The following is a 24,238-nucleotide window of genomic DNA, read 5'->3' as shown; positions in this document are numbered from 1 at the left end:
GAAAGAAGAAATCTCTCAAAATTAGTTCTCCCTCTCCCTGTGGGAGAGGGCCGGGTGAGGACATCAGGCCGCACATCCCTATCAGGAATACTTCTTCGTCCGCTTCGTCGGCGCCGTATTCGCCGGATCGTCCGGCCAGACGTGTTTGGGGTACCGCCCTTTCATCTCTTTTTGCACGTCACGGTAGCTCCCCGCCCAGAACGCCCCCAAATCGCGAGTGATCTGCAAGGGTCGATGCGCAGGCGACAGCAGTTCAAGCACCAACGGCACGCGCCCTTCAGCGATAGACGGCGTGGTTGCCTCACCAAACATCTCCTGCATTCGAACCGCCAGCGCCGGCGGATTATCCTCATGATAACGGATGGCAATCCGGCTTCCGGTCGGCACAGTGTAATGCCCTGGCAGTTCACTATCCAGACGTTGACGCAATGACCAGTCCAGTAAATTCTGTAACGCGACCTTAACATCAAGCGCTTTCAGCGCCCGCAGGGAGTGTACGCCGCTCATCTGCGGCAGTAGCCAGGTCTCCAGCGACGCGAGTAACGTTTCGTCATCCACCGCTGGCCAGGCGTACTCCGGCAACCAGCGAGCGGCGCAGTGCAGGCGAATGCGGTACTGCTCAGCCTCCGGCGTCCAGTTCAGCACGCTCAGCCCTTTTTCCCGAATGCCGTTCAGCATAGCCTGATGGAGCTCGTCTTCCGACGGCTTCGCCAGCGGCTTCGTTCCGAGTGTCAGTTTGCCAATCTGGCTGCGACGAAACGCCTTCAGCGTGCCCTGGGCGTCATCCCACTCGACGATGTCCGATTGCTGGAGCAGATGCGGACAGGTACGGGTCAGGGCGTCAATATCGACGGCAATCGCCTGCAGGATACGCGCATCCGGGGAGTTGCTCCCCTGCAGCAGGAGCGGCGCAATCAGCCACTCATGACGCGTCAGGGCATCATCGCTGTCCAGCATCGCCCCCATACCGTTTGCCAGCTGGTAGCGACCGTCCAGCCCGCGCCGACGCGCAATCCGGTCCGGAAACGCCTGCGCTAACAGCCGGGAGAGGCTCTCACTGTCTGGCACGCCGCCGCGGCTGTTAAGCCGCTTACAGAGCTGCTGGGCCCGCTGCTGCCAGTTCCCCTGATTGCGCGAAAACGCCTGCCCCAGATCGCTGCTGCCTCCGCGCGGCGGCTCCTCAAGGATAGCCGCCAGTTTGGCCGCCGTGGCAATCTCATCTTCCCCCTGCGCGGCCACCAGCATCGCGGCCAGACGCGGATCGTTGCCCAGTGCCGCCATTTTCTGGCCGCGTACCGTCAGACGTTCGCCTTCCAGCGCACCAAGCTGGGTCAACAGGTTGCGCGCAGCGGTGAGGTTCACGGCTGGCGGGGAATCAAGCCAGGTAAGCTGTCCAGGATCCGGGCAGCCCCACTGCAGCAGATCCATCACCAGGCCAGACAAATCGCTTTGTAGAATTTCCGGTGTGCTTTGCTGCGCCGCACGTTCCGCCTGCTCTGCGCTGGTCAAATGCAGGCATATACCCGGCTCAAGTCGCCCCGCGCGGCCCGCGCGCTGCACCATTGATGCCTGGCTGATGCGCTGCGTCAGGAGTTTAGTCAGCCCGGTGCGCGGGTCAAAGCTTGCCACCCTCTCCTGCGCGCTATCGACCACCAGGCGAATACCTTCGATGGTCAAACTGGTTTCAGCAATATTGGTTGCCAGTACCACCTTGCGCTGTCCAACCGGGGCAGGAAGGATAGCTTTACGCTGCTCCTGCAGCGACAGCGCGCCGTAGAGCGGGCACAGCAGTACATCACCGCCTACGCGAGAGGAAAGCTGCTCCTGCACGCGCTGGATCTCCCCGACGCCCGGCAAAAACAGCAGCAGCGAGCCGGGTTCCTGACGCAGCAGTTCTGCGGTGGCAATGGCGACCGCTTCGTCAAAACGCTGATGGGAGGGAAGCGGTTGATAGCGGCGTTCAACAGGAAACGCCCGCCCTTCAGAGCTGATGACAGGCGCATCGGATAACGCCTGCCGTAGCCGCGCATTGTCCAGCGTGGCCGACATTATCAGCAGCCGGAGATCGTCACGCAGTCCCTGCTGAACGTCCAGCAACAGCGCGAGGGCCAGATCCGCCTGCAGGCTGCGCTCGTGAAATTCATCCAGGATCACCAGCCCGACGCCGGTCAGCTCCGGATCGTTTTGCAGCATGCGGGTGAGAATGCCCTCGGTGACCACCTCAAGGCGCGTTGTCGGACCCACGCAGGTCTCGGCGCGCATCCTGTACCCTACCGTTTCGCCCGGTTTTTCATTCAGCAGTTCCGCGAGGCGCTGCGCTACGTTGCGTGCGGCCAGCCTGCGCGGCTCCAGCAGGATAATTTTCCCGCTGATGTTCCCCTCTTTCAGAATCTGCAGCGGCAGCCAGGTGGACTTACCCGCCCCCGTCGGGGCATTCAGCAAAACCTGCGGGGAATGGCGTAAGGCAGCGAGAAGGTCAGGAAGAACAACGGCGACCGGCAATGAGGACACTAACAGCTCCAGAGGGTTAACATTCGTCGGCGTACATTGTAGCATCGGCGCATATCATTACCGAGTCCTCCGTATGCCTGAGTCGAAACGGCTGTTTTTTGCCATTGAATTGCCCACCCCCTTACAGCGTCAAATTGTTCGCTGGCGCGCTGACCACTTCTCGCCGGAGGCCGGTCGCCCTGTCGCGGCGGCCAACCTGCACCTGACGCTGGCCTTTTTGGGCGACGTCAGTGCCGAAAAACAGCGGGCGCTAGCCGCCCTGGCAGGGCGTATTGCCCAGCCGGAATTTACGCTGCACCTCGACGACGCGGGCCAGTGGCTGCGTTCGCGCGTGGTCTGGCTGGGTACGCGACAGCCTCCGCGCGGATTATTACAGCTGGCGAACATGCTGCGCGCGCAGGCGGCGCGCAGCGGCTGTTATCAAAGCCCACAGCCGTTTCATCCGCACATCACCCTGCTGCGCGATGCCGGTCAGGCCGTTGCCATCCCGCCGCCGGGTTTTCACTGGGCCTTTCAGGTCAACACATTCGCGCTTTATGAATCCATCTTTATTCAGGGACGCACCCGCTATACGCCGCTACAGCGCTGGACGCTGGGCGACACCGAAAGGAATTCTGATGAAGTTTAGTCCTCCCCTGCAGCACGCTACGCTTGTCCAACGCTACAAACGCTTCCTCGCCGATGTGATCACGCCAGAAGGCGAACAGCTCACTCTGCACTGCCCCAATACCGGTGCCATGACGGGCTGTGCGACGCCGGGTGACAGGGTCTGGTATTCCACATCAGAAAATACTAAACGCAAATATGCTCATACCTGGGAAATGACCGAAACCCAAAACGGGGCATTTATTTGCGTTAATACCCTGCGCGCCAATCAGTTAGTTAAGGAAGCGCTGACCCATGGCGTTATTCCCGAACTGGTTGGTTATGGCACGCATAAAAGCGAAGTGAAATATGGCGATGAAGGCAGCAGAATTGACTTCATGTTACAGGCGGAAGACAGGCCGGAGTGCTATATTGAAGTAAAATCAGTGACGTTAGCGGAACAGGAAAATGGCTACTTCCCGGATGCGGTAACGCTACGTGGCCAGAAGCATCTGCGAGAGCTAATGAGTGTTGCGGCGGCGGGCAAACGCGCCGTATTGCTGTTTGCGGTATTGCATTCAGCCATTGAACGTTTCTCCCCTGCCCGCCATATTGATCCTAAATACGCGCAATTGTTGAATGAGGCACAAAAGCAGGGGGTAGAGGTTTTCGCTTATAAAGCGGAACTTTCTGCCGATAATATGACTCTGAGATCCTCTCTTCCCATTGTCTTATAAGGGATTAGACGATTGACTATTAAGTGTTCTGGCCGCGTGCGCAAATACGCTTTTCCTCACAGGCTTGTCAAGTGTTACGTTTAGATAATTGCCATACGGAAAAGCATCTGCTATTTATAGCGACCTGATTTTTCCCCCAACACGGGGATCGATAGTGCGTGTTAAGGAGAAGCAACATGCAAGAAGGGCAAAACCGTAAAACATCGTCCCTGAGTATTCTCGCCATCGCTGGGGTGGAGCCGTATCAAGAGAAACCGGGCGAAGAGTATATGAACGAAGCCCAGCTGTCGCACTTCAAGCGTATTCTTGAAGCATGGCGTAATCAACTCAGGGATGAAGTCGATCGCACCGTTACTCATATGCAGGATGAAGCTGCTAACTTCCCGGATCCGGTAGACCGTGCCGCTCAGGAAGAAGAGTTCAGCCTCGAACTGCGTAACCGTGACCGCGAACGCAAACTGATCAAAAAGATCGAGAAAACGCTTAAAAAAGTCGAAGACGAAGATTTTGGCTACTGCGAATCCTGCGGTGTTGAAATTGGCATTCGTCGCCTGGAAGCGCGTCCAACCGCCGATCTGTGCATCGACTGCAAAACGCTGGCCGAAATCCGCGAAAAACAGATGGCCGGTTAACACCAGCGCTGTTTACACACTCCAAAGGCGGGAGTCTCTCCCGCCTTGTTACTGTTGATATGTCTGAATCACACTATATTGGGCGCTTCGCGCCATCTCCTTCCGGTGAATTACACTTCGGCTCATTAATTGCCGCGCTCGGCAGCTACCTGCAGGCTCGCGCCCGTCAGGGAAAATGGCTCGTCCGCATTGAAGATATTGACCCTCCGCGTGAAGTTCCCGGTGCAGCAGAGACGATTCTGCGTCAGTTGGAACATTACGGTCTTCACTGGGATGACGAGGTTCTGTGGCAGTCGACACGTCACGAGGCGTATCGGGAACGTCTGGCCTGGCTTCGCGCTCAGGGGCTTTCCTATAACTGCACCTGCACCCGCGCGCGTATCCAGAGCGCAGGCGGCGTCTATGACGGCCACTGCCGCACGTTGAACAACGGTCCTGAAAATGCCGCTGTGCGAATACTGCAGCGCTCACCGGTGACGCGCTTTAACGATTTACTCTCCGGTGAGATTCATGCCGATGAACGTCTGGCGCGTGAGGATTTTATTATTCACCGTCGCGATGGCCTGTTCGCCTACAACCTGGCCGTGGTGGTGGACGATCATTTCCAGGGCGTGACGGAAATTGTGCGCGGGGCGGATCTGGTCGAGCCGACCGTACGACACATCTCGCTGTATCACCAGTTTGGCTGGACAGCACCGGACTACATTCATCTGCCGCTGGCGGTTAATACGCAGGGCTTAAAATTATCAAAGCAGAACCACGCCCCGGCCCTGCCAGACGGCGATCCGCGCCCTGTTTTGATCGACGCGCTGCGTTTTCTCAACCAGAATGTAACCAACGAATGGCAGGATCTGCGTATTGACGAACTGCTGAAAATGGCCATCGCCAACTGGACGCTCAGGGCTGTGCCAAAAATCCAGCATTCTCAAATGCGTTGCGCTGAGCTATGATTAGCCGCTTTTTTCATAACAAAACACACTACGAGGTGTACCATTTTTACCCGAGTCGCTAATTTTTGCCGTAAAGTGCTAAGCCGCGAAGAGAGCATGGCGAATGATGCTATTGCACAACCACACATGTCGGTTATTCCGCGTGAGCAGCACTCTATTTCCCGCAAAGATATCAGTGAAAATGCCCTCAAGGTACTCTATCGTCTGAATAAAGCGGGCTACGAGGCCTATCTCGTCGGCGGTGGGGTGCGTGATTTACTGCTGGGCAAAAAACCGAAAGATTTCGACGTGACGACCAGCGCCACGCCTGAGCAGGTGCGCAAATTATTCCGCAACTGTCGTCTCGTTGGCCGCCGCTTCCGTCTGGCTCACGTGATGTTTGGGCCGGAAATTATCGAAGTGGCGACCTTCCGCGGCCACCACGAAGCGGGCGCATCCGATCGCACCACGTCGCAGCGCGGCCAGAACGGTATGCTGCTGCGCGACAACATCTTCGGCTCTATCGAAGAAGATGCCCAGCGTCGCGACTTCACCATCAACAGCCTCTATTACAGCGTGGCGGATTTCACCGTGCGCGATTACGTCGGCGGCATGCAGGACCTGAAAGAAGGTCTGATCCGCCTGATCGGCACGCCGGAAACGCGCTACCGTGAAGATCCCGTGCGTATGCTGCGCGCCGTGCGTTTTGCCGCCAAGCTCAATATGCGCATCAGCCCGGAAACGGCCGAGCCGATCCCGCGTCTGGCGACGCTGATTAACGACGTGCCGCCTGCTCGCCTGTTCGAAGAAGCGCTGAAGCTGCTGCAGGCCGGCCACGGTTTTGAAACCTATAATCTTCTGCGCGAATACAACCTGTTCCAGCCGCTGTTCCCGACCATTACCCGCTACTTCACCGAAAACGGTGACAGCCCAATGGAGCGGATGATTGCGCAGGTGCTGAAGAATACCGATACCCGCATTCGCAACGACATGCGCGTGAACCCGGCGTTCCTGTTTGCCGCGATGTTCTGGTATCCGCTGCTGGAAACGGCCCAGCGCATTACCCAGGAGAGCGGGCTCGCCTATTACGATGCGTTCGCGCTGGCCGCCAACGACGTGCTGGACGAAGGCTGCCGCACGCTCGCCATTCCGAAACGTATTACCACTCTGGTGCGCGACATCTGGCAGCTTCAGCTGCGCATGTCCCGTCGTCAGGGCAAACGCGCCTGGAAGCTGATGGAGCATCCTAAGTTCCGTGCCGCCTTCGATCTCCTGTCGCTGCGCGCTGAAATTGAACGCAACCAGGAGCTGCAGCGTCTGGCGCAGTGGTGGGCTGAATTCCAGGTCTCCGCCCCGCCAGAGCAGAAAGATATGCTGACCGGGCTGGATGAAGAGCCGGAACCGCGTCGCCGTCATCGTCGTCCGCGCAAACGCGCGCCGCGTCGTGAAGGGACAGCATGACCCTCGCGTATATCGCCATCGGCAGCAATTTAGCCTCACCGCTGGAGCAGGTGAATGCTGCCGTAGAGGCGCTGGGTGAGATCCCGCAAAGCCGCATCGTGGCGGTCTCCTCGTTCTATCGCACCCCGCCGCTGGGGCCGCAGGATCAGCCAGACTACCTCAACGCCGCCGTGGTTCTTGAGACTGAGCTGGATCCCGAAGCGCTGCTGGACAATACCCAGCGTATTGAGCTTCAGCAGGGCCGCGTACGCAAAGCTGAACGCTGGGGGCCGCGCACGCTCGACCTCGATATTATGCTGTTTGGTCACAAGACGATTAACACTGAACGCCTCACCGTTCCGCATTACGACATGAAAAATCGCGGGTTTATGCTCTGGCCGCTGTATGAAGTTGCCCCTTCCCTTACCTTCCCTGACGGGCTCTCGCTAGAGGCCGTTCTCAACAGTCTCGGTGCGGAGAAACCCGCCCGCTGGTAAGGCTGTTTTTTTAGCGATTAACCATAAGATGTTTATGGTTAATCGTTTACCTAAAATCATTGTTCCCTCGAATGTTACTGTTAGAATGCGCAAAGATTCGCTTTTGGGCTATCAGGAAACAGTATGAAACCAACCACCATCTCCTTACTGCAGAAATGCAAACAGGAAAAAAAACGCTTCGCCACCATCACCGCGTATGACTACAGCTTCGCCAAACTGTTTGCCGAAGAGGGGATCAACGTCATGCTGGTCGGGGACTCGTTAGGGATGACGGTACAAGGACATGATTCCACCCTGCCGGTAACGGTTGAGGATATCGCTTACCATACCCGCGCCGTGCGCCGTGGCGCCCCAGCCTGCCTGCTGCTTTCCGATCTGCCGTTTATGGCCTATGCCACGCCGGAACAGGCATTCGAAAACGCGGCGGCAGTGATGCGTGCCGGTGCCAATATGGTCAAAATTGAAGGCGGCGCCTGGCTTGTGGAAACGGTGAAGAGGCTCACCGAGCGCGCCGTGCCGGTGTGCGGGCATTTAGGCCTGACGCCGCAGTCCGTCAATATCTTTGGCGGCTATAAGGTGCAGGGCCGTGGCGATGCCGCCCAGACGCTGCTGGATGATGCCCTGGCGCTGGAAGCCGCAGGTGCCCAGCTGCTGGTGCTGGAGTGCGTGCCGGTTGAGCTGGCGAAACGCATCACCGACGCGCTGTCCATTCCGGTGATTGGTATCGGTGCAGGCAACGTCACCGACGGTCAGATTCTGGTGATGCACGACGCCTTCGGTATCACCGGCGGACACATCCCGAAATTTGCCAAAAATTTCCTCGCCGAAGCGGGCGACATGCGCGCTGCGGTCAGGCAGTATATTGCCGACGTTGAATCCGGTGTTTACCCGGGTGAAGAACACAGTTTCCATTAAGGAGTCTCGTTGTGCTAATCATTGAAACCCTGCCGCTGCTTCGCCAGCATATCCGCCGCGCGCGACAGGAAGGTAAACGTATCGCACTGGTCCCGACCATGGGCAATCTGCATGACGGCCACATGAAGCTCGTCGACGAAGCCCGTGCACGGGCAGATATCGTGGTGGTCAGTATCTTCGTGAACCCCATGCAGTTTGACCGCGCAGACGATCTGGCACGCTACCCGCGTACCCTGCAGGAAGATTGCGAGAAGCTCAAAAAACGCCACGCGGATATCGTTTTCTCACCTGCACCGGCGGATGTTTACCCGCAGGGTACCGAAGAGGCAACCTACGTTGACGTCCCGGGCATTTCCACCATGCTCGAAGGCGCGAGCCGCCCGGGCCATTTCCGCGGCGTTTCCACCATCGTCAGCAAGCTGTTCAACCTGGTACAGCCGGACGTAGCCTGCTTTGGCGAGAAAGATTTCCAGCAGCTGGCGCTGATCCGCAAGATGGTTGCGGATATGGGTTACGATATCGAGATTGTCGGCGTACCGATTGTACGCGCCAAAGACGGTCTGGCACTCAGCTCGCGAAATGGCTACCTGACTGCCGAACAGCGTAAAATCGCGCCGGGCTTAAGCAAGGTCATGAACACCATGGCAGAGCAGATGCTGGCAAAAGAGTTAACAGCAGAAGAGATTATCGCCCTTGCCGAGCAGGCGCTTAACGATAAAGGCCTTCGTGCTGACGACGTACAAATTCGTGATGCTGATACGCTGCTGGAGTTAACCCAGAACAGCAAGCGCGCAGTCATCCTGGTGGCGGCCTGGCTAGGTCAGGCGCGTCTGATCGACAATAAAGTGGTTGAGCTGGCGTAGTTCCCTTCACCCCTGATAATGATAGGTAAACGTAATGATTCGCAAAATGCTGCAAGGTAAGCTTCACCGTGTGAAAGTCACGCAGGCCGACCTGCACTATGAAGGCTCCTGCGCCATTGATCAGGATTTCCTTGATGCAGCAGGTATCCTCGAAAACGAAGCGATTGATATCTGGAACGTGAACAACGGCAAACGCTTCTCTACCTACGCGATTGCCGCCGAGCGCGGGTCCAAAATCATCTCCGTTAACGGCGCAGCCGCGCACTGCGCGGACGTGGGTGATATCGTGATCATCGCCAGCTTCGTGATGATGTCTGACGAAGAAGCGCGCCGCTGGCAGCCTAAAGTCGCCTACTTCGAAGGCGAGAATGAAATGAAGCGCACCGCAAAGGCGATTCCGGTTCAGGTTGCATAAGCACTACCCCTGCGGCTGATTGCTGATCAGCCGCGACATCGTCTCCAGCGAATCCGTTCTTAAGATGTACAGGCGTTTCAGTAAGAACGGATTATCCCCCGGCTTCACCTTTCCTTTCACCGTCGTCACCGCCAGATGGAAACCGGCATCATTCGCCGCCTTTATCGCTTTATTGTCGTAGCCGCCGAAGGGGTAAGAGACATACAGCACGCGCGGGTTAAACTGCGCCAGCGCGCGACGCGAGCGTTCAAAATCAAACAAAATCACGTGATAGCTGCGGCTCAGTAAAATCGGATGCTTATTGGCATCCACGCGGTGCAGGAAGTGGGTATGAGACTGAATATCGAACACATCCTGAATCCCCTTAATCTCCTGCACGCTCATAAACTGCAGGGATTTAGGATCCCACTTCTGCGGATGGCCTTTTATGCGGGAAGAGATAATAAACGCGGTAGCCTTGAAGCCGTACTCTTTCAGCACAGGATAAGCATAGCGGCTGACAGATTTCAGGCCATCGTCAAAGGTTATCACCACCGATTTCGCAGGCAGGTTCATTTTGTTACGCACGTACCCTTCCAGCTGGTACATCGTCAGGGTGGTATAGCCCTGATCGCGAAGCCATGCCATCTGGTTATTAAACGCACGTACGCTGGTCGTTGTGGACGTATGTCGAAAGCGCGTGTTTTCTTCATCACGCAAAATATGATGGTAGGTCAGAACAGGAAGGCCGTTATCTTCCTGCGCATCCAGGCTGCTGATCCACGCCAGACGATTACCGATGCGGATCTGAAACCAGGTCTGGTTTAAACGGTCTTTAAGTTTGTTCAGGATCGGATAGCGAAGATTGGCGCTTAAGGTGCCGAAGGGTGCGCTGCCGTTGTTCGGGGCGTTATAAACGGGCGTGTCTTTCCACGTTATCAGGTTTTGATTGCTCAGCGGTTTGTTCAAATCCCCCAGGCCATCCTCGACGCGCTGTTTGCCCTGAACCGGCTCCAGATGCCCCTTGTCGATAAAGCCCGTGCCAAATCCGAAGCGAAATTCATAGTAGTCCGCCGCCGCAGGCACCACCGCGAGGATCTGCCCTGCCCGCACGTTGCCAACGTTAATGACGCTGTTGCCGATCTGCGCCCAAATCGCCGCATCTTCGGTGGTTTGCATATATTGAGCAGGCAGTCTTTGCTGACTTAATAAACTGGCAGAAACAGTGCCGGACACGAACATCAATAGCAGGAAAACAATACGCGTGAACATGAGGGTCTTATTCGAAGCGGAAATACTTACGCCATTGTAGCAAAAGCGACATCAATACCAATGTTTAATTCTTATACAGGTCATGCAGCAGGACAAAGGGAGGATTTTTTTGCTGTTGATGCCACAAGCTGCTGACGCCCGGGGTACCCAGCGAAACGATAGCGTTACGGAACGCTGCGCTGGTTAAGGTCTCGCGATGGGGATACATCATTTCAAGCAGTGGAAAGCTAATACCGGAGATCACCTCGCAGCAGTCGTGCTTATGGCTCATCAGGGCCGCAGCACGGTACGGCGCCGCGCCGGATTTATCGGTAAGAAAAATCACGCCGTCTCCGGTATCGGTTTCATGAAGGGATCCGGCCAAGCATGTTGGTACTCAAGCCGCGCCAGTAGTTAACCGCGCGACACTGTGGCAGCGGACCAAACCTGGCTTCCAGCTTCAGCAGCATGTCCTGCGCCCGTTCATCGTGGCAGGTGATAACCCATCCCAGCATAACTCTCTCCTTAGCAGGCAAGTAGTTTAGCGGAGTGAAGGTTAGCTTTCGGTGATAACTGTCAAAGAAAGTGCCCGGCAGACAGAATGTCGCCGGGCTGAGGGCTAGCTGCGCAGACCGCGTCCGCGCTGGATCAGATACCAGCACAGCAGGTAGAAGACGATGATGAACACCACCAGCACCGCCACCGTGGTAAACAGCGGCACATCGGTGATGCCGAGGAAGCCAAAGCGGAAACCGCTGATCATGTAGACGATCGGGTTCAGGTGCGACAGCGCTTGCCAGAACGGCGGCAGCAGCGTCAGGGAGTAGAACACCCCGCCGAGATAGGTCAGCGGCGTCAGCACGAAGGTCGGGATCAGGCTGATGTCGTCAAACGTTTTGGCAAACACGGCGTTCAGCAGACCGGCCAGCGAGAAGAGGATCGCCGTCAGGAGCAGGGTCAGGGCCACGAAAAGCCAGGAGTGCACCTGGAACGGCACGAAGAACAGCGAAATGGCCGTCACCAGGATCCCAACACACAGACCGCGCGCCACGCCGCCACCGACGTAACCGGCAATGATCACATGCGTTGGCACCGGTGCCACCAGCAGCTCCTCAATATTGCGCTGGAACTTGGCGCTAAAGAAGGACGACGCCACGTTGGCATAGGCGTTGGTGATCACCGCCATCATGATCAGGCCAGGCACGATAAACTGCATATAGGTAAAGCCGTGCATCTCACCAATCCGGGAACCAATCAGGTTACCGAAGATGATGAAATAGAGCGTCATCGTGATGACTGGCGGCACCAGGGTTTGCACCCAGATGCGCATAAAACGGTTAATCTCTTTCGCCCAGATACTTTTCAGCGCGACCCAGTAAAGATGCGTCATGCCTTGTCTCCTTGTTTATCCTGCACCAGAGAGACAAACAGCTCTTCCAGTCGGTTCGCTTTGTTACGCATACTTAAAACCTGAATACCCTGCGCGCTCAGCTGGGAGAACACGCTGTTAATCCCCTGCTCGCGCAGCACTTCCACTTCCAGCGTCGAGGTATCCACCAGACGATACTGGTACCCTTCAAGCTTCGGTAACGGGCTCTTTGCCGCCAGATCGAGAATAAAGGTTTCTGATTTCAGCTTGGAGAGCAGGTTCTTCATCGAGGTGTTTTCCACCAGCTCGCCGTGCTGAATGATGCCGATGTTGCGGCACAGCATTTCCGCCTCTTCCAGGTAGTGGGTAGTCAGAATGATGGTGGTGCCTTTGTCATTGAGGTCTTTCAGGAAGCCCCACATGGAGCGGCGCAACTCAATGTCTACGCCCGCCGTCGGCTCATCGAGGATCAGCAGCTTTGGCTCGTGCATCAGCGCACGGGCAATCATCAGGCGGCGCTTCATCCCGCCGGATAACATCCGGGCGCGTTCGTTACGCTTTTCCCACAGATCGAGCTGCTTGAGGTATTTTTCGCTCCGCTCCAGGGCCTCTTTACGCTCAACGCCGTAATAACCCGCCTGGTTAACGACGATCTGCTGCACCGTCTCAAACGGGTTGAAGTTGAATTCCTGCGGTACCAGACCCAGCTGGCGCTTGGCGTTGACCACATCTTTTTGCAGGTCGTATCCGAACACGCTGACGCGGCCGGAGGTTTTGTTCACCAGCGAGCTAATGATGCCGATGGTAGTCGATTTCCCCGCCCCGTTCGGCCCCAGAAGCGCGTAAAAATCACCGGCCTCTACTTTAAGATCTATTCCGCGCAGCGCCTGAACGCCGCCCGGATAGGTTTTTTTAAGCTGCTCAAGCTCCAGTGCAATTGCCATGAAATTAACTTACCTTCAGTTCTGACACACGTTGTGTGGTTTCATTAAAAGTCGGGTTACCCTATAGTAGCGCAACGCAATTACTCGGTTACAGGTCGCTAACCTCCATGAACAACATAGATACACTCATCAGCAACAATGCACTATGGTCAAAAATGCTGGTGGAGGAAGACCCCGGATTTTTTGGAAAACTCGCGCAGGCGCAAAACCCACGCTTTCTCTGGATTGGATGCTCCGACAGCCGCGTACCGGCGGAGCGCCTGACCGGCCTCGAGCCCGGCGAACTGTTTGTTCACCGCAACGTTGCCAACCTGGTGATTCACACCGATCTTAACTGTCTTTCTGTTGTTCAGTATGCCGTTGACGTTCTGCAAGTCGAGCACATCATCATCTGCGGCCACTACGGCTGCGGCGGCGTGCAGGCGGCGGTTGAAAACACGGAGCTGGGGCTCATTGATAACTGGCTGCTCCACATCCGCGATATCTGGTTCAAACATAGCTCACTGCTGGGCGAAATGCCGCAGGAGCGCCGCATGGATACCCTGTGCGAACTCAATGTGATGGAGCAGGTGTATAACCTGGGCCACTCAACGATCATGCAATCGGCGTGGAAGCGCGGGCAGAAGGTCTCGATCCACGGCTGGGCGTACGGTATTCACGATGGTCTGCTGCGCAACCTGGAAGTGACCGCCACCAACCGCGAAACGCTGGAGCAGCGTTACCGTTCAGGAATTGCCAACCTTCAGCTTAAGCACGTAAACCATAAATAAACAAAGCCGGGTGGCGGCTGCGCCTTACCCGGCCTACATGTGCCCATTCGTAGGCCCGGTAAGCGCAGCGCCACCGGGCAACAAACCGCAATTACTCGTCCAGCAATACCACTTTCCCAACATACGGCAGATGACGATAACGCTGTGCGTAGTCAATACCGTAACCGACGACGAACTCGTCCGGGATAGAGAAACCAACAAACTCCACCGGCACCTGCACTTCACGGCGGTCAGGCTTATCCAGCAGGGTGCAAATCGCCAGCGATTTTGGCTCACGCAGGCTCAGGATCTCGCGCACTTTTGACAGCGTGTTGCCGGAGTCGATGATGTCCTCAACGATCAACACATCTTTGCCACGAATATCTTCATCCAGATCTTTCAGGATTTTCACATCACGGGTGGTGGACATGCCGCTGCCGTAGCTGGAGGCGGTCATAAAATCGACCTCATGGGGCACATGCACCTCACGGCACAGGTCTGCCATGAACATGAAAGAGCCGCGCAACAGACCGACCAGCACCATTTCGCTGCCGCTGTCCTTGTAATGTTCGGTGATTTGACGACCCAGTTCGGCGATACGCGCTTTGATCTCGGCTTCCGGGATCATCACTTCAACAGTATGTTTCATATTACTAACCAAATGATTTTAATGAAAATCTCTCAATACGGATGAGTTAATATCCAGCACTGATACGCAAGCCAGCCATTATATCAGCAAATGGATAACCCTGACGTATGAGTTATAAAAAGCAAATATTGTGATTCCGATCACACTTGTTAATACCTATAATTAGTTGCTAGCAAATTATTAACAAAAACTGACGAGTACACTTTCTATGGCTGAAACAAACTCTAAACAGCCGCGTCTACTGGTGACATTAACAGCGCTATTCGCCGCCTTCTGCGGCCTGTACCTGTTAATCGGTGGCGTCTGGCTGGTCGCGATCGGCGGCTCCTGGTACTACCCGATTGCGGGCCTGGTTATGCTTGGCGTAACCGTCCTGCTCTGGCGTAGAAAACAATCTGCACTGTGGCTGTATGCCGCACTCCTTCTTGCCACCATGATCTGGGGCGTCTGGGAAGTCGGCTTTGACTTCTGGGCGCTGACGCCGCGCAGTGACATCCTGGTCTTCTTCGGCATCTGGCTGATCCTGCCGTTCGTCTGGCGTCGCCTGATCGTGCCGTCCAGCGGTGCGGTCGCGGCGCTGGTGGTAGCGCTTTTAATCAGCGGCGGTATCCTGACCTGGGCTGGCTTCAACGATCCGCAGGAGATCAACGGTACGCTGAACGCAGAATCGACGCCTGCGGCGGCGATCTCTCAGGTTGCTGACGGCGACTGGCCTGCCTATGGCCGCAACCAGGAAGGTCAGCGCTACTCTCCGCTGAAGCAGATCAACGCGGACAACGTTAAAAACCTGAAAGAAGCCTGGGTATTCCGTACCGGCGATCTGAAGATGCCGAACGATCCGGGTGAACTGACCAACGAAGTGACGCCAATTAAAGTCGGCGATATGCTTTATCTCTGTACGGCGCACCAGCGTCTGTTCGCGCTCGACGCGGCCACCGGTAAAGAGAAATGGCACTTCGATCCGCAGCTGAACTCCAACCCGTCCTTCCAGCACGTGACCTGCCGTGGCGTCTCTTATCACGAAGCGCGCCCGGATAATGCGAGCCCGGAAGTCATTGCCGACTGTCCTCGCCGCATCATGCTGCCGGTGAACGATGGTCGTCTGTTCGCCATCAATGCCGAAACGGGCAAGCTGTGCGAAACCTTTGCCAACAAAGGTATCCTGAATCTGCAGACCAATATGCCGGACACCACGCCGGGTCTGTATGAGCCAACCTCACCGCCCATCATCACCGATAAAACCATCGTGATTGCCGGTTCGGTAACGGATAACTTCTCTACCCGTGAAACCTCCGGCGTTATCCGTGGTTTCGACGTGAATACCGGTAAACTGCTGTGGGCCTTCGACCCGGGCGCGAAAGATCCGAATGCGATCCCGTCGGACGAACACACCTTTACCTTTAACTCGCCAAACTCCTGGGCACCTGCAGCGTATGACGCGAAGCTGGACCTGGTCTACCTGCCGATGGGCGTTACTACGCCAGATATCTGGGGCGGTAACCGCACGCCGGAGCAGGAACGTTATGCCAGCGCTATCGTGGCATTGAACGCGACCACCGGTAAGCTGGCCTGGAGCTACCAGACCGTTCACCACGATCTGTGGGATATGGATATGCCGTCCCAGCCGACGCTGGCGGACATTACCGTTAACGGCAAAACCGTACCGGTGATTTACGCTCCAGCGAAAACCGGCAACATCTTCGTGCTGGATCGCAGCAACGGCAAGCTGGTTGTGCCTGCACCGGAAAAACCGGTTCCGCAGGGTGCGGCGAAAGGCGATTACGTCAGCAAAACGCAGCCGTTCTCTGACCTGAGCTTCCGTCCGAAGAAAGATCTCAGCGGTGCAGACATGTGGGGTGCCACCATGTTTGACCAACTGGTATGCCGCGTGATGTTCCACCAGCTGCGCTACGAAGGGATTTTCACCCCACCGTCAGAGCAGGGTACGCTGGTCTTCCCAGGTAACCTGGGGATGTTCGAATGGGGCGGGATCTCCGTTGACCCGAACCGTCAGGTCGCTATCGCTAACCCAATGGCGCTGCCGTTCGTGTCCCGTCTGATCCCACGCGGTCCGGGTAACCCAATGGAGCAGCCTAAAGATGCGAAAGGCAGCGGTACCGAAGCCGGTATCCAGCCGCAGTATGGCGTTCCTTATGGTGTGACTCTGAATCCGTTCCTTTCTCCGTTCGGTCTGCCGTGTAAACAGCCTGCCTGGGGTTACATCTCCGGTCTGGATCTGAAAACTAACCAGATCGTATGGAAAAAACGTATTGGTACCCCACAGGACAGCATGCCGTTCCCGATGCCTGTTCCAGTGCCGTTCAATATGGGTATGCCAATGCTGGGTGGCCCAATCTCCACCGCCGGTAACGTGCTGTTTATCGCGGCAACCGCAGATAACTACCTGCGCGCGTACAACATGACCAACGGTGAAAAACTGTGGCAAGGCCGTCTGCCAGCCGGTGGACAGGCAACGCCAATGACCTATGAAGTGAATGGCAAACAGTATGTTGTCATCTCCGCGGGTGGTCACGGTTCGTTTGGCACGAAGATGGGCGACTATATTGTCGCGTATGCACTGCCTGACGACGCTAAGTAACGAAAAAGCCCGGTGGCGCTAACGCTTACCGGGCCTACGATTTCCATATGTTGGCCGGGTAAGGCGAAGCCGCCACCCGGCTTTTTTTATACGGTAAAACCGAGCATCATCCCCGTATCTTCATGCTCCAGCAGATGACAGTGGGCCATATAGGCAAACTCTTTCGGTGCCTCGTGGTCGAACTTCACCAGCACCTCGCTGACGCCGCCTTCCACCTTCACCGTATCCTTCCAGCCCGCGCGATGCGCGTCCGGGGCTTTGCCGTTCTCAGAGAGAATGCGGAACTGCGTGCCGTGGATGTGGAACGGGTGCAGCATCATGTCCCCTTCACCTGAAATCACCCAGCGCTCAAGCTGCCCTTTTGTCGCTGCAAACATCGGCGTGTTCATGTCGAACGCTTTACCGTTGATCATATTGGCGTTGTGGAAATCAAAGCCATGGTCGCCGTGATTCATGTTCCCCATGCCGCCCATGTTGCCGTGGTCCATGTTCATGTGACCCATCATCTGCCCGTGATGCATCCCCGCCATCGCCTTATCGCCATATTTCGCCATCAGCGCCTGCATGCCCATCATATCGAGCATCGGGTTCATGGAGAGCTGCAGTTTCCGTTGCGTAAGCCCATCCAGCGACGGAAGTGCCGGCAGCGTGGTTAACGTATCAGGGAGCGTGCCGGAAGCGGTCACCCGTAACGGCTGGATACGCAGCACCGGATGCGGCTTGTCAAACGGCGCGACCGCCATCCCCATCTGGCTAACCGGCAGGGTCACAAGATCGAACGGCTTGCCGTCGCTGATATCCACCAGCACCTCAAAGCGCTCCCCCATCAGCATCGGCAGTTCGTTGACCTTCACCGGCTCAGGCAGCAGCCCGCCGTCGCTGGCGACCACGTACAGCGGACGCTTATCGCTGGTGGCGAAGTTGAGGGAACGCGCGTTACAGCCGTTAAGCAGACGCAGGCGCAGCCAGCCTTTCGGCGCGGCGTGCTGAGGATAAATGGCGCCGTTGGTCAGCAGCGTGTCGCCAAACCAGCCGACCGCCGCGCTCATCACATCCAGCTGGTAGTCGATTTGCCCGTCAGCGGTGAATTTCTTGTCCTGCACAATCACCGGCACATCGTCGATGCCCCACTGCTTCGGCAGGCGCAGCAGGCGGCTTTCGTCGTCTTCAATCAGCACCAGCCCCGCCAGCCCCATCGCTACCTGATGGCCCGTTTTGCCATGCTGATGCGGATGGAACCAGCAGGTCGCGGCGCGCTGGTTGGGCGTAAAGGTGACGCTGCGCGTGCCGCCCGCTTTGATGATGCCCTGCGGCCCGCCGTCTACCTCGCCCGGCACTTCCAGTCCGTGCCAGTGCACCGTCGTCTCTTCAGCAAGCGTATTGTGGATATCCACCGTCACCGCTTTACCTTTGCGCAGCTGTAGCGCAGGACCGAGAAGATTGCCGTTATAGCCCCAGGTTGTCGCGTTGTGCGCACCGAACAGCGTGTTACCGGACTGAACGACAAGCTGGAAACGGCTGCGGGCGTCAGCGGTCAGCAAATCAGGGATGGGTAAGGCAGGCCTGTCAGCCGCGAAAACCGCACGGCTCCAGAGGGGTAAGGCGCTGGCAGCCCCCAGAGCCACGGAATATTTTAAAAAATCACGACGTTGCATGTTCATTTCCTTATTTCCAGCAGGCGATCTTTTGAGCATAAACCCTCCCCTTACCGGAAGGTCAAGTAAAGCGGCAATAATAAAGATCGTCGCACTGGCATCAAGTATGCTAACGTTAATTTTCCGTGAAGAAGTGGTAGAAGCAATGAAGACGTTTTTCAGGACAATTTTGTTCGGTAGCCTGATGGCAATGTGTGCGAACAGCTATGCGCTCAGTGAAAATGAAGCGGAAGATATGGCCGATTTAACGGCGGTTTTTGTATTCCTGAAAAATGATTGTGGCTACCAGAATTTACCCAACGGGCAAATTCGCCGCGCGCTGGTCTTTTTTGCCCAGCAGAACCAGTGGGATCTCAGCAACTACGACAGCTTTGACATGAAGGCGCTCGGCGAAGACAGCTACCGTGACCTAAGCGGTATTGGCATTCCCACGGCTAAAAAATGCAAAGCGCTGGCTCGCGATTCGCTCAGCCTGCTCGCCTACGTCAAATAACCTTCCCGACGCCTCCTGTTAAACCTATAGCCGTGCAACCACGGTTATAGTTAGCTATCATGTTTCGCTCATTTTTTGTGAGCGTAACGGATGTTAACAAAGGAGGAGTCCGCGTATGGCCGACCACACGTTGTGGCATGAAACACTGCATGACCAGTTTGGTCAGTACTTTGCCGTTGATAACGTGCTCTATCATGAAAAAACCGATCACCAGGATCTGATCATCTTCGAGAATGCTGCCTTTGGCCGCGTCATGGCCCTGGACGGCGTCGTGCAAACGACCGAGCGAGATGAGTTTATCTATCATGAAATGATGACCCACGTCCCGCTGCTGGCTCACGGCCATGCGAAGCATGTCCTGATTATCGGCGGTGGCGATGGCGCAATGCTGCGTGAAGTTTCCCGCCATCGTTCCATTGAAACCATCACCATGGTGGAAATCGATGCGGGCGTCGTCTCGTTCTGCCGCCAGTACCTGCCCAACCACAATGCCGGTAGCTATGACGATCCGCGTTTTAATCTGGTGATTGATGACGGGGTTAACTTTGTTAACCAGACAACCCAGACCTTTGATGTCATTATCTCCGACTGCACCGACCCTATCGGCCCTGGCGCGTCGCTGTTTACCTCCTCGTTCTACGAAGGCTGCAAGCGTTGCCTGAACCCGGGCGGGATCTTCGTCGCCCAAAACGGCGTCTGCTTCCTGCAACAGGATGAAGCGCTGGATAGCCATCGCAAGCTCAGCACCTATTTCGAGGATGTCAGCTTCTATCAGGCGGCCATTCCGACGTACTACGGTGGGATCATGACCTTTGCCTGGGCGACGGATAACGACGTATTACGTCATCTTTCCACCGAAATTATTCAGGCCCGCTTCCATCAGGGAGGTCTACAGTGCCGATACTACAATCCGGCTATTCATACCGCAGCGTTTGCTCTGCCGCAGTACCTGCATGACGCATTATCCACTAAGGGGGTGAGCTAATTGAAAAAGCTTAAACTGCATGGCTTTAACAACCTGACCAAAAGCCTGAGTTTTTGTATTTACGATATCTGCTATGCCAAAACAGCGGAAGAACGCGATGGTTACATCGCCTATATCGACGAACTCTACAACGCCAACCGTCTGACCGAGATCCTGTCAGAAACCTGTTCCATTATCGGCGCCAACATCCTGAATATTGCCCGACAGGATTATGAACCCCAGGGCGCCAGCGTGACCATACTGGTCAGCGAAGAACCGGTCGATCCGAAGCTTATCGACAAAACGGAACATCCGGGCCCGCTGCCGGAAGTGGTGGTTGCTCACCTGGATAAAAGCCATATCTGCGTCCATACCTACCCGGAGAGTCACCCGGAAGGCGGGCTGTGTACGTTCCGCGCCGATATTGAAGTGTCGACCTGCGGCGTGATTTCCCCACTGAACGCACTGAACTATCTCATCCACCAGTTGGAATCGGATATCGTCACGATTGATTACCGCGTGCGCGGTTTTACCCGTGACGTCAACGGCATGAAGCACTTCATCGACCACGAGATCAACTCTATTCAGAACTTTATGTCCGAGGACATGAAGTCGCTGTACGACATGATGGACGTGAACGTGTATCAGGAAAACATCTTCCATACCAAGATGTTACTTAAGGAGTTCGACCTTAAGCACTATATGTTCCACACGAAGCCGGAAGATTTGAGCGAAGAAGAGCGTAAGGCGATTACTGACCTGCTCTGGAAAGAGATGCGCGAGATCTACTACGGCCGCAACATTCCGGCCGTGTAAGTGTTGCCCGGAGCAGGGATGCTTCGGGAAATTACCGCTGTTTCATGAACTCGCGGTAGGCATTCACCACCTGAAGGAAGTCTTCTACGCCGCACAGCGACAGGCTTTCTTCGTCATAGTAGCTCATCCCCTCTTCCATCTCGTCGCCTGAAAACTCGAGCTGGTTGGCACGCACCATGACCTCTTCACCGTCCATCCACAGCGTGTATTCGTGCCCGGCGCGTTGCCAGGAGCGCTCACTGCCTTTCACCGTCTTTGCCGCCTGTTCAACCTCATCAAGAAGGGAGAGATTTTCTTTCACCTCTTCGTTAAACCAGTGTCCAACGGCTTCGTGGCCCATCGACATACGCACTTTCACCACTCCGGTGATGTCGCGCAGAAATTCGTAATCCATAGTGTTTTCCTCTGCAAAGCCATTAAGGTAATTATCGCAGCAGCGAGGAAGAAAAAAAGCGTGGGAGGTGGGAGGAATGAAAATAAAAAGGTGAGAGCAAGACCCTGCGGCCTGATGCCCTCACCCCGTCCCTCTCCCACGGGAGAGGGTGCAAACACTAAAAACCGTCTCGTAGAGACGGTTTTGCTGTTTATACTGCCGTCTGGAAGATCACCCCGTCAGCCTTCTCGGTGTACTGAGAGAGCTGGTCGAAGTTCAGGTAGCGATAGGTATCCACCGCGGTCTTATCCACCTGCGCCACGAAGGTCTGGTACTCTTCCGGCGTTGGCAGTTTGCCAATCAGCGCCGCAACCGCCGCCAGCTCAGCAGAAGCCAGGAAGACGTTCGCACCGGTACCTAAACGGTTCGGGAAGTTACGGGTCGAGGTGGAGACCACCGTCGCGCCGTCGGCTACGCGCGCCTGGTTGCCCATACACAGGGAACAGCCAGGAATTTCGATACGCGCGCCGCTCTTACCAAACACGCTGTAGTAGCCCTCTTCGGTCAGCTGAGCCGCGTCCATACGGGTTGGCGGCGCCACCCACAGACGGGTTGGCAGCTGGCCTTTGTGGGTATCCAGCAGCTTACCGGCCGCGCGGAAGTGACCGATGTTGGTCATGCACGAACCAATGAACACTTCGTCGATCTTCTCGCCCTGGACCTCAGACAGCGGACGCGCGTCGTCCGGATCGTTCGGTGCACACAGGATTGGCTCTTTGATATCCGCCAGATCGATGTCGATCACCGCCGCGTACTCTGCGTCAGCATCGGCTTCCAGCAGCTGCGGATCGGCCAGCCATTTTTCCATGCCCTGGATACGACGCTCCAGCGTACGACGGTCGCCGTAGCCTTCTGCAATCATCCACTTCAGCAGCACGATGTTAGAGTTCAGATACTCAATAATCGGCTCTTTGTTCAGCTTGATGGTACAGCCCGCAGCCGAACGCTCGGCGGAGGCATCGGTCAGCTCGAACGCCTGCTCTACTTTCAGATCCGGCAGACCTTCGATTTCCAGGATACGGCCAGAGAAGATGTTTTTCTTCCCTTTCTTCTCAACGGTCAGCAGACCCTGTTTAATCGCATACAGCGGGATCGCGTGAACCAGGTCGCGCAGGGTAATACCCGGCTGCATTTTACCTTTGAAGCGCACCAGCACCGATTCCGGCATATCCAGCGGCATCACGCCGGTCGCGGCAGCAAACGCCACCAGACCGGAGCCCGCCGGGAAGGAGATACCGATTGGGAAACGGGTATGGGAGTCACCGCCGGTACCCACGGTATCCGGCAGCAGCATGCGGTTCAGCCAGGAGTGGATAACGCCGTCGCCCGGACGCAGGGAGACACCGCCACGGTTCATAATGAAGTCAGGCAGCGTGTGGTGCGTGGTCACGTCAACCGGCTTCGGATACGCCGCAGTGTGGCAGAAGGACTGCATCACCAGATCGGAAGAGAAGCCCAGGCACGCCAGGTCTTTCAGTTCGTCACGGGTCATTGGGCCAGTGGTGTCCTGAGAGCCTACGGAGGTCATCTTCGGCTCGCAGTAGGCGCCAGGACGGATACCGGCCACGCCGCAGGCGCGACCGACCATTTTCTGTGCCAGCGAGAAGCCGCGGTTGCTTTCCGCCACGTCTTTCGCATGACGGAACACGTCTGAGTGCGGCAGGCCCAGCGCTTCACGCGCTTTGGTGGTCAGGCCGCGGCCGATGATCAGCGGAATACGGCCACCGGCGCGCACTTCGTCAATCAGCACGTCGGTTTTCAGCTCGAAGCTCGCCAGCAGCTCGTTGGTTTCGTGGTTACGCACTTCGCCTTTATACGGGTAGACGTCAATCACGTCGCCCATGTTCAGGTTAGAAACATCCACTTCAATTGGTAGTGCGCCCGCATCTTCCATGGTGTTAAAGAAGATTGGCGCAATCTTACCGCCCAGGCACAGGCCGCCGCCGCGCTTGTTCGGCACGTGCGGAATGTCGTCGCCCATGAACCACAGCACGGAGTTGGTGGCAGACTTACGGGAAGAGCCGGTACCCACAACGTCACCCACGTAAGCCAGCGGGAAGCCTTTTTTCTGCAGGGCTTCGATCTGTTTGATCGGGCCGACAACGCCCGGCTGATCCGGCTCAATGCCTTCACGGGCGTTTTTCAGCATCGCCAGGGCGTGCAGCGGGATATCCGGGCGAGACCACGCGTCCGGTGCCGGAGAGAGGTCATCGGTGTTGGTTTCACCGGTCACTTTGAAAACAGTAACGGTAATTTTTTCAGCCAGCGCTGGACGATTCAGGAACCATTCGGCATCAGCCCAGGACTGCATCACCTGCTTCGCATAGACGTTGCCTGCTTTGGCCTTTTCTTCCACATCGTAGAAGTTATCGAACATCAGCAGCGTAGACGAGAGCGCTTTAGCGGCAATCGGTGCCAGCTTGTCGTTATCCAGCGCGTCAATCAGCGGATGAATGTTGTAACCACCCTGCATGGTGCCGAGCAGTTCGATGGCTTTTTCAGGAGTAACCAGTGGGGAGGTGGCTTCGCCTTTGGCGATAGCAGCAAGGAATCCGGCTTTTACGTAGGCAGCTTCATCTACGCCAGGCGGTACGCGGTTGATCAGCAGATCTAACAGGAATTCTTCTTCGCCCTTAGGCGGGTTCTTCAGCAGCTCGACGAGCGCGGCCATTTGGGTTGCATCTAAAGGTTTGGGTACAATTCCCTCGGCGGCACGTTCTGCTACGTGCTTACGGTATTCTTCTAGCACGACGGTTCTCCTCGCTCTCATTGTCATATGCGGCGGGCGTTCTCTTCACGCTCCTGTGAGACAG

General features: G+C 56.3%; 22 protein-coding genes and 1 pseudogene. 14 read left to right on the top strand and 9 right to left on the bottom strand.

The annotated features are described in order from the left end of the window. Positions 1 to 81: 81 nt before the first annotated feature. On the bottom strand, positions 82 to 2,511 hold the full coding sequence (gene hrpB / locus AA74_RS0108105) for an ATP-dependent helicase HrpB (RefSeq protein ID WP_025912191.1): 2,430 nt from the start codon (positions 2,509 to 2,511) through the stop codon (positions 82 to 84). Positions 2,512 to 2,584: 73 nt separating this feature from the next. Between hrpB and thpR the strand changes: the two genes are divergently transcribed. The 9 genes from thpR (at position 2,585) to panD (ending at position 9,524) form a co-directional block, all read left to right on the top strand. After that, the gene (gene thpR / locus AA74_RS0108100; RefSeq protein ID WP_025912190.1) at positions 2,585 to 3,139 is read left to right on the top strand and encodes an RNA 2',3'-cyclic phosphodiesterase; all 555 of its coding nucleotides are present in this window, start codon (positions 2,585 to 2,587) and stop codon (positions 3,137 to 3,139) included. Continuing rightward, on the top strand, positions 3,129 to 3,833 hold the full coding sequence (gene sfsA / locus AA74_RS0108095; protein ID WP_021240498.1) for a DNA/RNA nuclease SfsA: 705 nt from the start codon (positions 3,129 to 3,131) through the stop codon (positions 3,831 to 3,833). Before thpR ends, sfsA begins: the two co-directional genes overlap by 11 nt. Positions 3,834 to 4,009: 176 nt before the next feature. After that, entirely contained in the window at positions 4,010 to 4,465 is a 456-nt protein-coding gene (gene dksA / locus AA74_RS0108090; protein WP_001155232.1) for an RNA polymerase-binding protein DksA, read from the top strand. Between the two features lie 59 nt (positions 4,466 to 4,524). Then, positions 4,525 to 5,415, top strand: coding sequence for a tRNA glutamyl-Q(34) synthetase GluQRS (gluQRS, locus tag AA74_RS0108085; RefSeq protein ID WP_025912189.1), 891 nt, complete (start codon positions 4,525 to 4,527; stop codon positions 5,413 to 5,415). A gap of 42 nt (positions 5,416 to 5,457) precedes the next feature. Then, positions 5,458 to 6,855 (top strand): polynucleotide adenylyltransferase PcnB, encoded by a 1,398-nt coding sequence (pcnB, locus tag AA74_RS0108080; RefSeq protein WP_072203850.1) that lies wholly within the window; start codon positions 5,458 to 5,460, stop codon positions 6,853 to 6,855. After that, positions 6,852 to 7,331 carry a 2-amino-4-hydroxy-6-hydroxymethyldihydropteridine diphosphokinase gene (gene folK / locus AA74_RS0108075; protein WP_025912187.1) on the top strand — a complete coding sequence of 160 codons (480 nt, stop codon included), beginning with the start codon at positions 6,852 to 6,854 and terminating at the stop codon, positions 7,329 to 7,331. The genes pcnB and folK overlap by 4 nt, the downstream gene beginning before the upstream one ends. Positions 7,332 to 7,454: 123 nt before the next feature. Then, a complete protein-coding gene (gene panB / locus AA74_RS0108070) occupies positions 7,455 to 8,246 on the top strand; it encodes a 3-methyl-2-oxobutanoate hydroxymethyltransferase (protein ID WP_025912186.1) in 792 nt (263 codons plus the stop codon). Positions 8,247 to 8,257: 11 nt separating this feature from the next. Then, the gene (gene panC / locus AA74_RS0108065) at positions 8,258 to 9,109 is read left to right on the top strand and encodes a pantoate--beta-alanine ligase (RefSeq protein ID WP_008501942.1); all 852 of its coding nucleotides are present in this window, start codon (positions 8,258 to 8,260) and stop codon (positions 9,107 to 9,109) included. A 34-nt stretch (positions 9,110 to 9,143) separates the two neighbouring features. Further along, positions 9,144 to 9,524 carry an aspartate 1-decarboxylase gene (panD, locus tag AA74_RS0108060; protein ID WP_006173750.1) on the top strand — a complete coding sequence of 127 codons (381 nt, stop codon included), beginning with the start codon at positions 9,144 to 9,146 and terminating at the stop codon, positions 9,522 to 9,524. A gap of 3 nt (positions 9,525 to 9,527) precedes the next feature. Here the strand turns inward: panD and AA74_RS0108055 are convergent, their stop codons facing one another. From AA74_RS0108055 to AA74_RS0108040, 4 genes and pseudogenes are all read right to left on the bottom strand, one after another. After that, a complete protein-coding gene (locus AA74_RS0108055) occupies positions 9,528 to 10,775 on the bottom strand; it encodes a polysaccharide deacetylase family protein (protein ID WP_008501943.1) in 1,248 nt (415 codons plus the stop codon). Between the two features lie 64 nt (positions 10,776 to 10,839). Then, positions 10,840 to 11,269 (bottom strand): annotated as a pseudogene (locus AA74_RS01000000122070) (PTS sugar transporter subunit IIA). Positions 11,270 to 11,373: 104 nt separating this feature from the next. After that, a complete protein-coding gene (locus tag AA74_RS0108045) occupies positions 11,374 to 12,144 on the bottom strand; it encodes an ABC transporter permease (RefSeq protein WP_008501945.1) in 771 nt (256 codons plus the stop codon). Beyond that, positions 12,141 to 13,067, bottom strand: coding sequence for an ABC transporter ATP-binding protein (locus AA74_RS0108040; protein ID WP_008501946.1), 927 nt, complete (start codon positions 13,065 to 13,067; stop codon positions 12,141 to 12,143). Before AA74_RS0108040 ends, AA74_RS0108045 begins: the two co-directional genes overlap by 4 nt. Positions 13,068 to 13,174: 107 nt before the next feature. Here AA74_RS0108040 and can point away from each other — a divergent pair, with 107 nt between their 5' ends. Next, entirely contained in the window at positions 13,175 to 13,837 is a 663-nt protein-coding gene (gene can / locus AA74_RS0108035) for a carbonate dehydratase (protein WP_008501947.1), read from the top strand. 91 nt (positions 13,838 to 13,928) lie between these two features. On the opposite strand, the gene hpt is transcribed toward can, so the two are convergent. Continuing rightward, positions 13,929 to 14,465: a hypoxanthine phosphoribosyltransferase gene (gene hpt / locus AA74_RS0108030; protein WP_008501948.1), complete on the bottom strand. Its 537-nt coding sequence runs from the start codon at positions 14,463 to 14,465 to the stop codon at positions 13,929 to 13,931. Positions 14,466 to 14,673: 208 nt separating this feature from the next. On the opposite strand from hpt, the gene AA74_RS0108025 reads away from it, so the two are divergent. Beyond that, positions 14,674 to 17,064 carry a glucose/quinate/shikimate family membrane-bound PQQ-dependent dehydrogenase gene (locus AA74_RS0108025; RefSeq protein WP_025912185.1) on the top strand — a complete coding sequence of 797 codons (2,391 nt, stop codon included), beginning with the start codon at positions 14,674 to 14,676 and terminating at the stop codon, positions 17,062 to 17,064. An 86-nt stretch (positions 17,065 to 17,150) separates the two neighbouring features. Here AA74_RS0108025 and cueO read toward each other — a convergent pair whose 3' ends face one another. After that, entirely contained in the window at positions 17,151 to 18,719 is a 1,569-nt protein-coding gene (gene cueO / locus AA74_RS0108020; RefSeq protein WP_025912184.1) for a multicopper oxidase CueO, read from the bottom strand. Between the two features lie 145 nt (positions 18,720 to 18,864). Between cueO and AA74_RS0108015 the strand changes: the two genes are divergently transcribed. The 3 genes from AA74_RS0108015 (at position 18,865) to speD (ending at position 20,992) form a co-directional block, all read left to right on the top strand. Further along, the gene (locus AA74_RS0108015; RefSeq protein ID WP_014882582.1) at positions 18,865 to 19,212 is read left to right on the top strand and encodes a YacC family pilotin-like protein; all 348 of its coding nucleotides are present in this window, start codon (positions 18,865 to 18,867) and stop codon (positions 19,210 to 19,212) included. A gap of 115 nt (positions 19,213 to 19,327) precedes the next feature. Continuing rightward, complete coding sequence (speE, locus tag AA74_RS0108010) at positions 19,328 to 20,197, top strand: polyamine aminopropyltransferase (RefSeq protein ID WP_025912183.1); 870 nt, start codon at positions 19,328 to 19,330, stop codon at positions 20,195 to 20,197. After that, complete coding sequence (gene speD, locus AA74_RS0108005) at positions 20,198 to 20,992, top strand: adenosylmethionine decarboxylase (protein ID WP_008501953.1); 795 nt, start codon at positions 20,198 to 20,200, stop codon at positions 20,990 to 20,992. Positions 20,993 to 21,023: 31 nt separating this feature from the next. On the opposite strand, the gene yacL is transcribed toward speD, so the two are convergent. Together yacL and acnB are read right to left on the bottom strand one after the other, a co-directional pair. Next, positions 21,024 to 21,386 (bottom strand): protein YacL, encoded by a 363-nt coding sequence (gene yacL, locus AA74_RS0108000; RefSeq protein ID WP_008501954.1) that lies wholly within the window; start codon positions 21,384 to 21,386, stop codon positions 21,024 to 21,026. Positions 21,387 to 21,576: 190 nt separating this feature from the next. After that, entirely contained in the window at positions 21,577 to 24,174 is a 2,598-nt protein-coding gene (gene acnB, locus AA74_RS0107995; protein ID WP_032667326.1) for a bifunctional aconitate hydratase 2/2-methylisocitrate dehydratase, read from the bottom strand. Between the last annotated feature and the right edge of the window lie 64 nt (positions 24,175 to 24,238).

This window comes from Enterobacter sp. 5-4 (genome assembly GCF_000612205.1).
GTDB classification, from domain to species: Bacteria; Pseudomonadota; Gammaproteobacteria; order Enterobacterales; family Enterobacteriaceae; genus Enterobacter; species Enterobacter roggenkampii.
Note: the sequence above shows the minus strand (reverse complement) of the source record. Positions and strands in the feature narration are given on the sequence as shown.

What these genes read in the sequence shown, in the direction of transcription:
- thpR (WP_025912190.1), top strand. Translation starts at nt 2,585, where the DNA reads ATGCCTGAGTCGAAACGGCTGTTTTTTGCCATTGAATTGCCCACCCCC.
- sfsA (WP_021240498.1), top strand. Translation starts at nt 3,129, where the DNA reads ATGAAGTTTAGTCCTCCCCTGCAGCACGCTACGCTTGTCCAACGCTAC.
- dksA (WP_001155232.1), top strand. Translation starts at nt 4,010, where the DNA reads ATGCAAGAAGGGCAAAACCGTAAAACATCGTCCCTGAGTATTCTCGCC.
- gluQRS (WP_025912189.1), top strand. Translation starts at nt 4,525, where the DNA reads ATGTCTGAATCACACTATATTGGGCGCTTCGCGCCATCTCCTTCCGGT.
- folK (WP_025912187.1), top strand. Translation starts at nt 6,852, where the DNA reads ATGACCCTCGCGTATATCGCCATCGGCAGCAATTTAGCCTCACCGCTG.
- panB (WP_025912186.1), top strand. Translation starts at nt 7,455, where the DNA reads ATGAAACCAACCACCATCTCCTTACTGCAGAAATGCAAACAGGAAAAA.
- panD (WP_006173750.1), top strand. Translation starts at nt 9,144, where the DNA reads ATGATTCGCAAAATGCTGCAAGGTAAGCTTCACCGTGTGAAAGTCACG.
- AA74_RS0108055 (WP_008501943.1), bottom strand. Translation starts at nt 10,775, where the DNA reads ATGTTCACGCGTATTGTTTTCCTGCTATTGATGTTCGTGTCCGGCACT.
- AA74_RS0108045 (WP_008501945.1), bottom strand. Translation starts at nt 12,144, where the DNA reads ATGACGCATCTTTACTGGGTCGCGCTGAAAAGTATCTGGGCGAAAGAG.
- AA74_RS0108040 (WP_008501946.1), bottom strand. Translation starts at nt 13,067, where the DNA reads ATGGCAATTGCACTGGAGCTTGAGCAGCTTAAAAAAACCTATCCGGGC.
- can (WP_008501947.1), top strand. Translation starts at nt 13,175, where the DNA reads ATGAACAACATAGATACACTCATCAGCAACAATGCACTATGGTCAAAA.
- hpt (WP_008501948.1), bottom strand. Translation starts at nt 14,465, where the DNA reads ATGAAACATACTGTTGAAGTGATGATCCCGGAAGCCGAGATCAAAGCG.
- AA74_RS0108025 (WP_025912185.1), top strand. Translation starts at nt 14,674, where the DNA reads ATGGCTGAAACAAACTCTAAACAGCCGCGTCTACTGGTGACATTAACA.
- cueO (WP_025912184.1), bottom strand. Translation starts at nt 18,719, where the DNA reads ATGCAACGTCGTGATTTTTTAAAATATTCCGTGGCTCTGGGGGCTGCC.
- AA74_RS0108015 (WP_014882582.1), top strand. Translation starts at nt 18,865, where the DNA reads ATGAAGACGTTTTTCAGGACAATTTTGTTCGGTAGCCTGATGGCAATG.
- speE (WP_025912183.1), top strand. Translation starts at nt 19,328, where the DNA reads ATGGCCGACCACACGTTGTGGCATGAAACACTGCATGACCAGTTTGGT.
- yacL (WP_008501954.1), bottom strand. Translation starts at nt 21,386, where the DNA reads ATGGATTACGAATTTCTGCGCGACATCACCGGAGTGGTGAAAGTGCGT.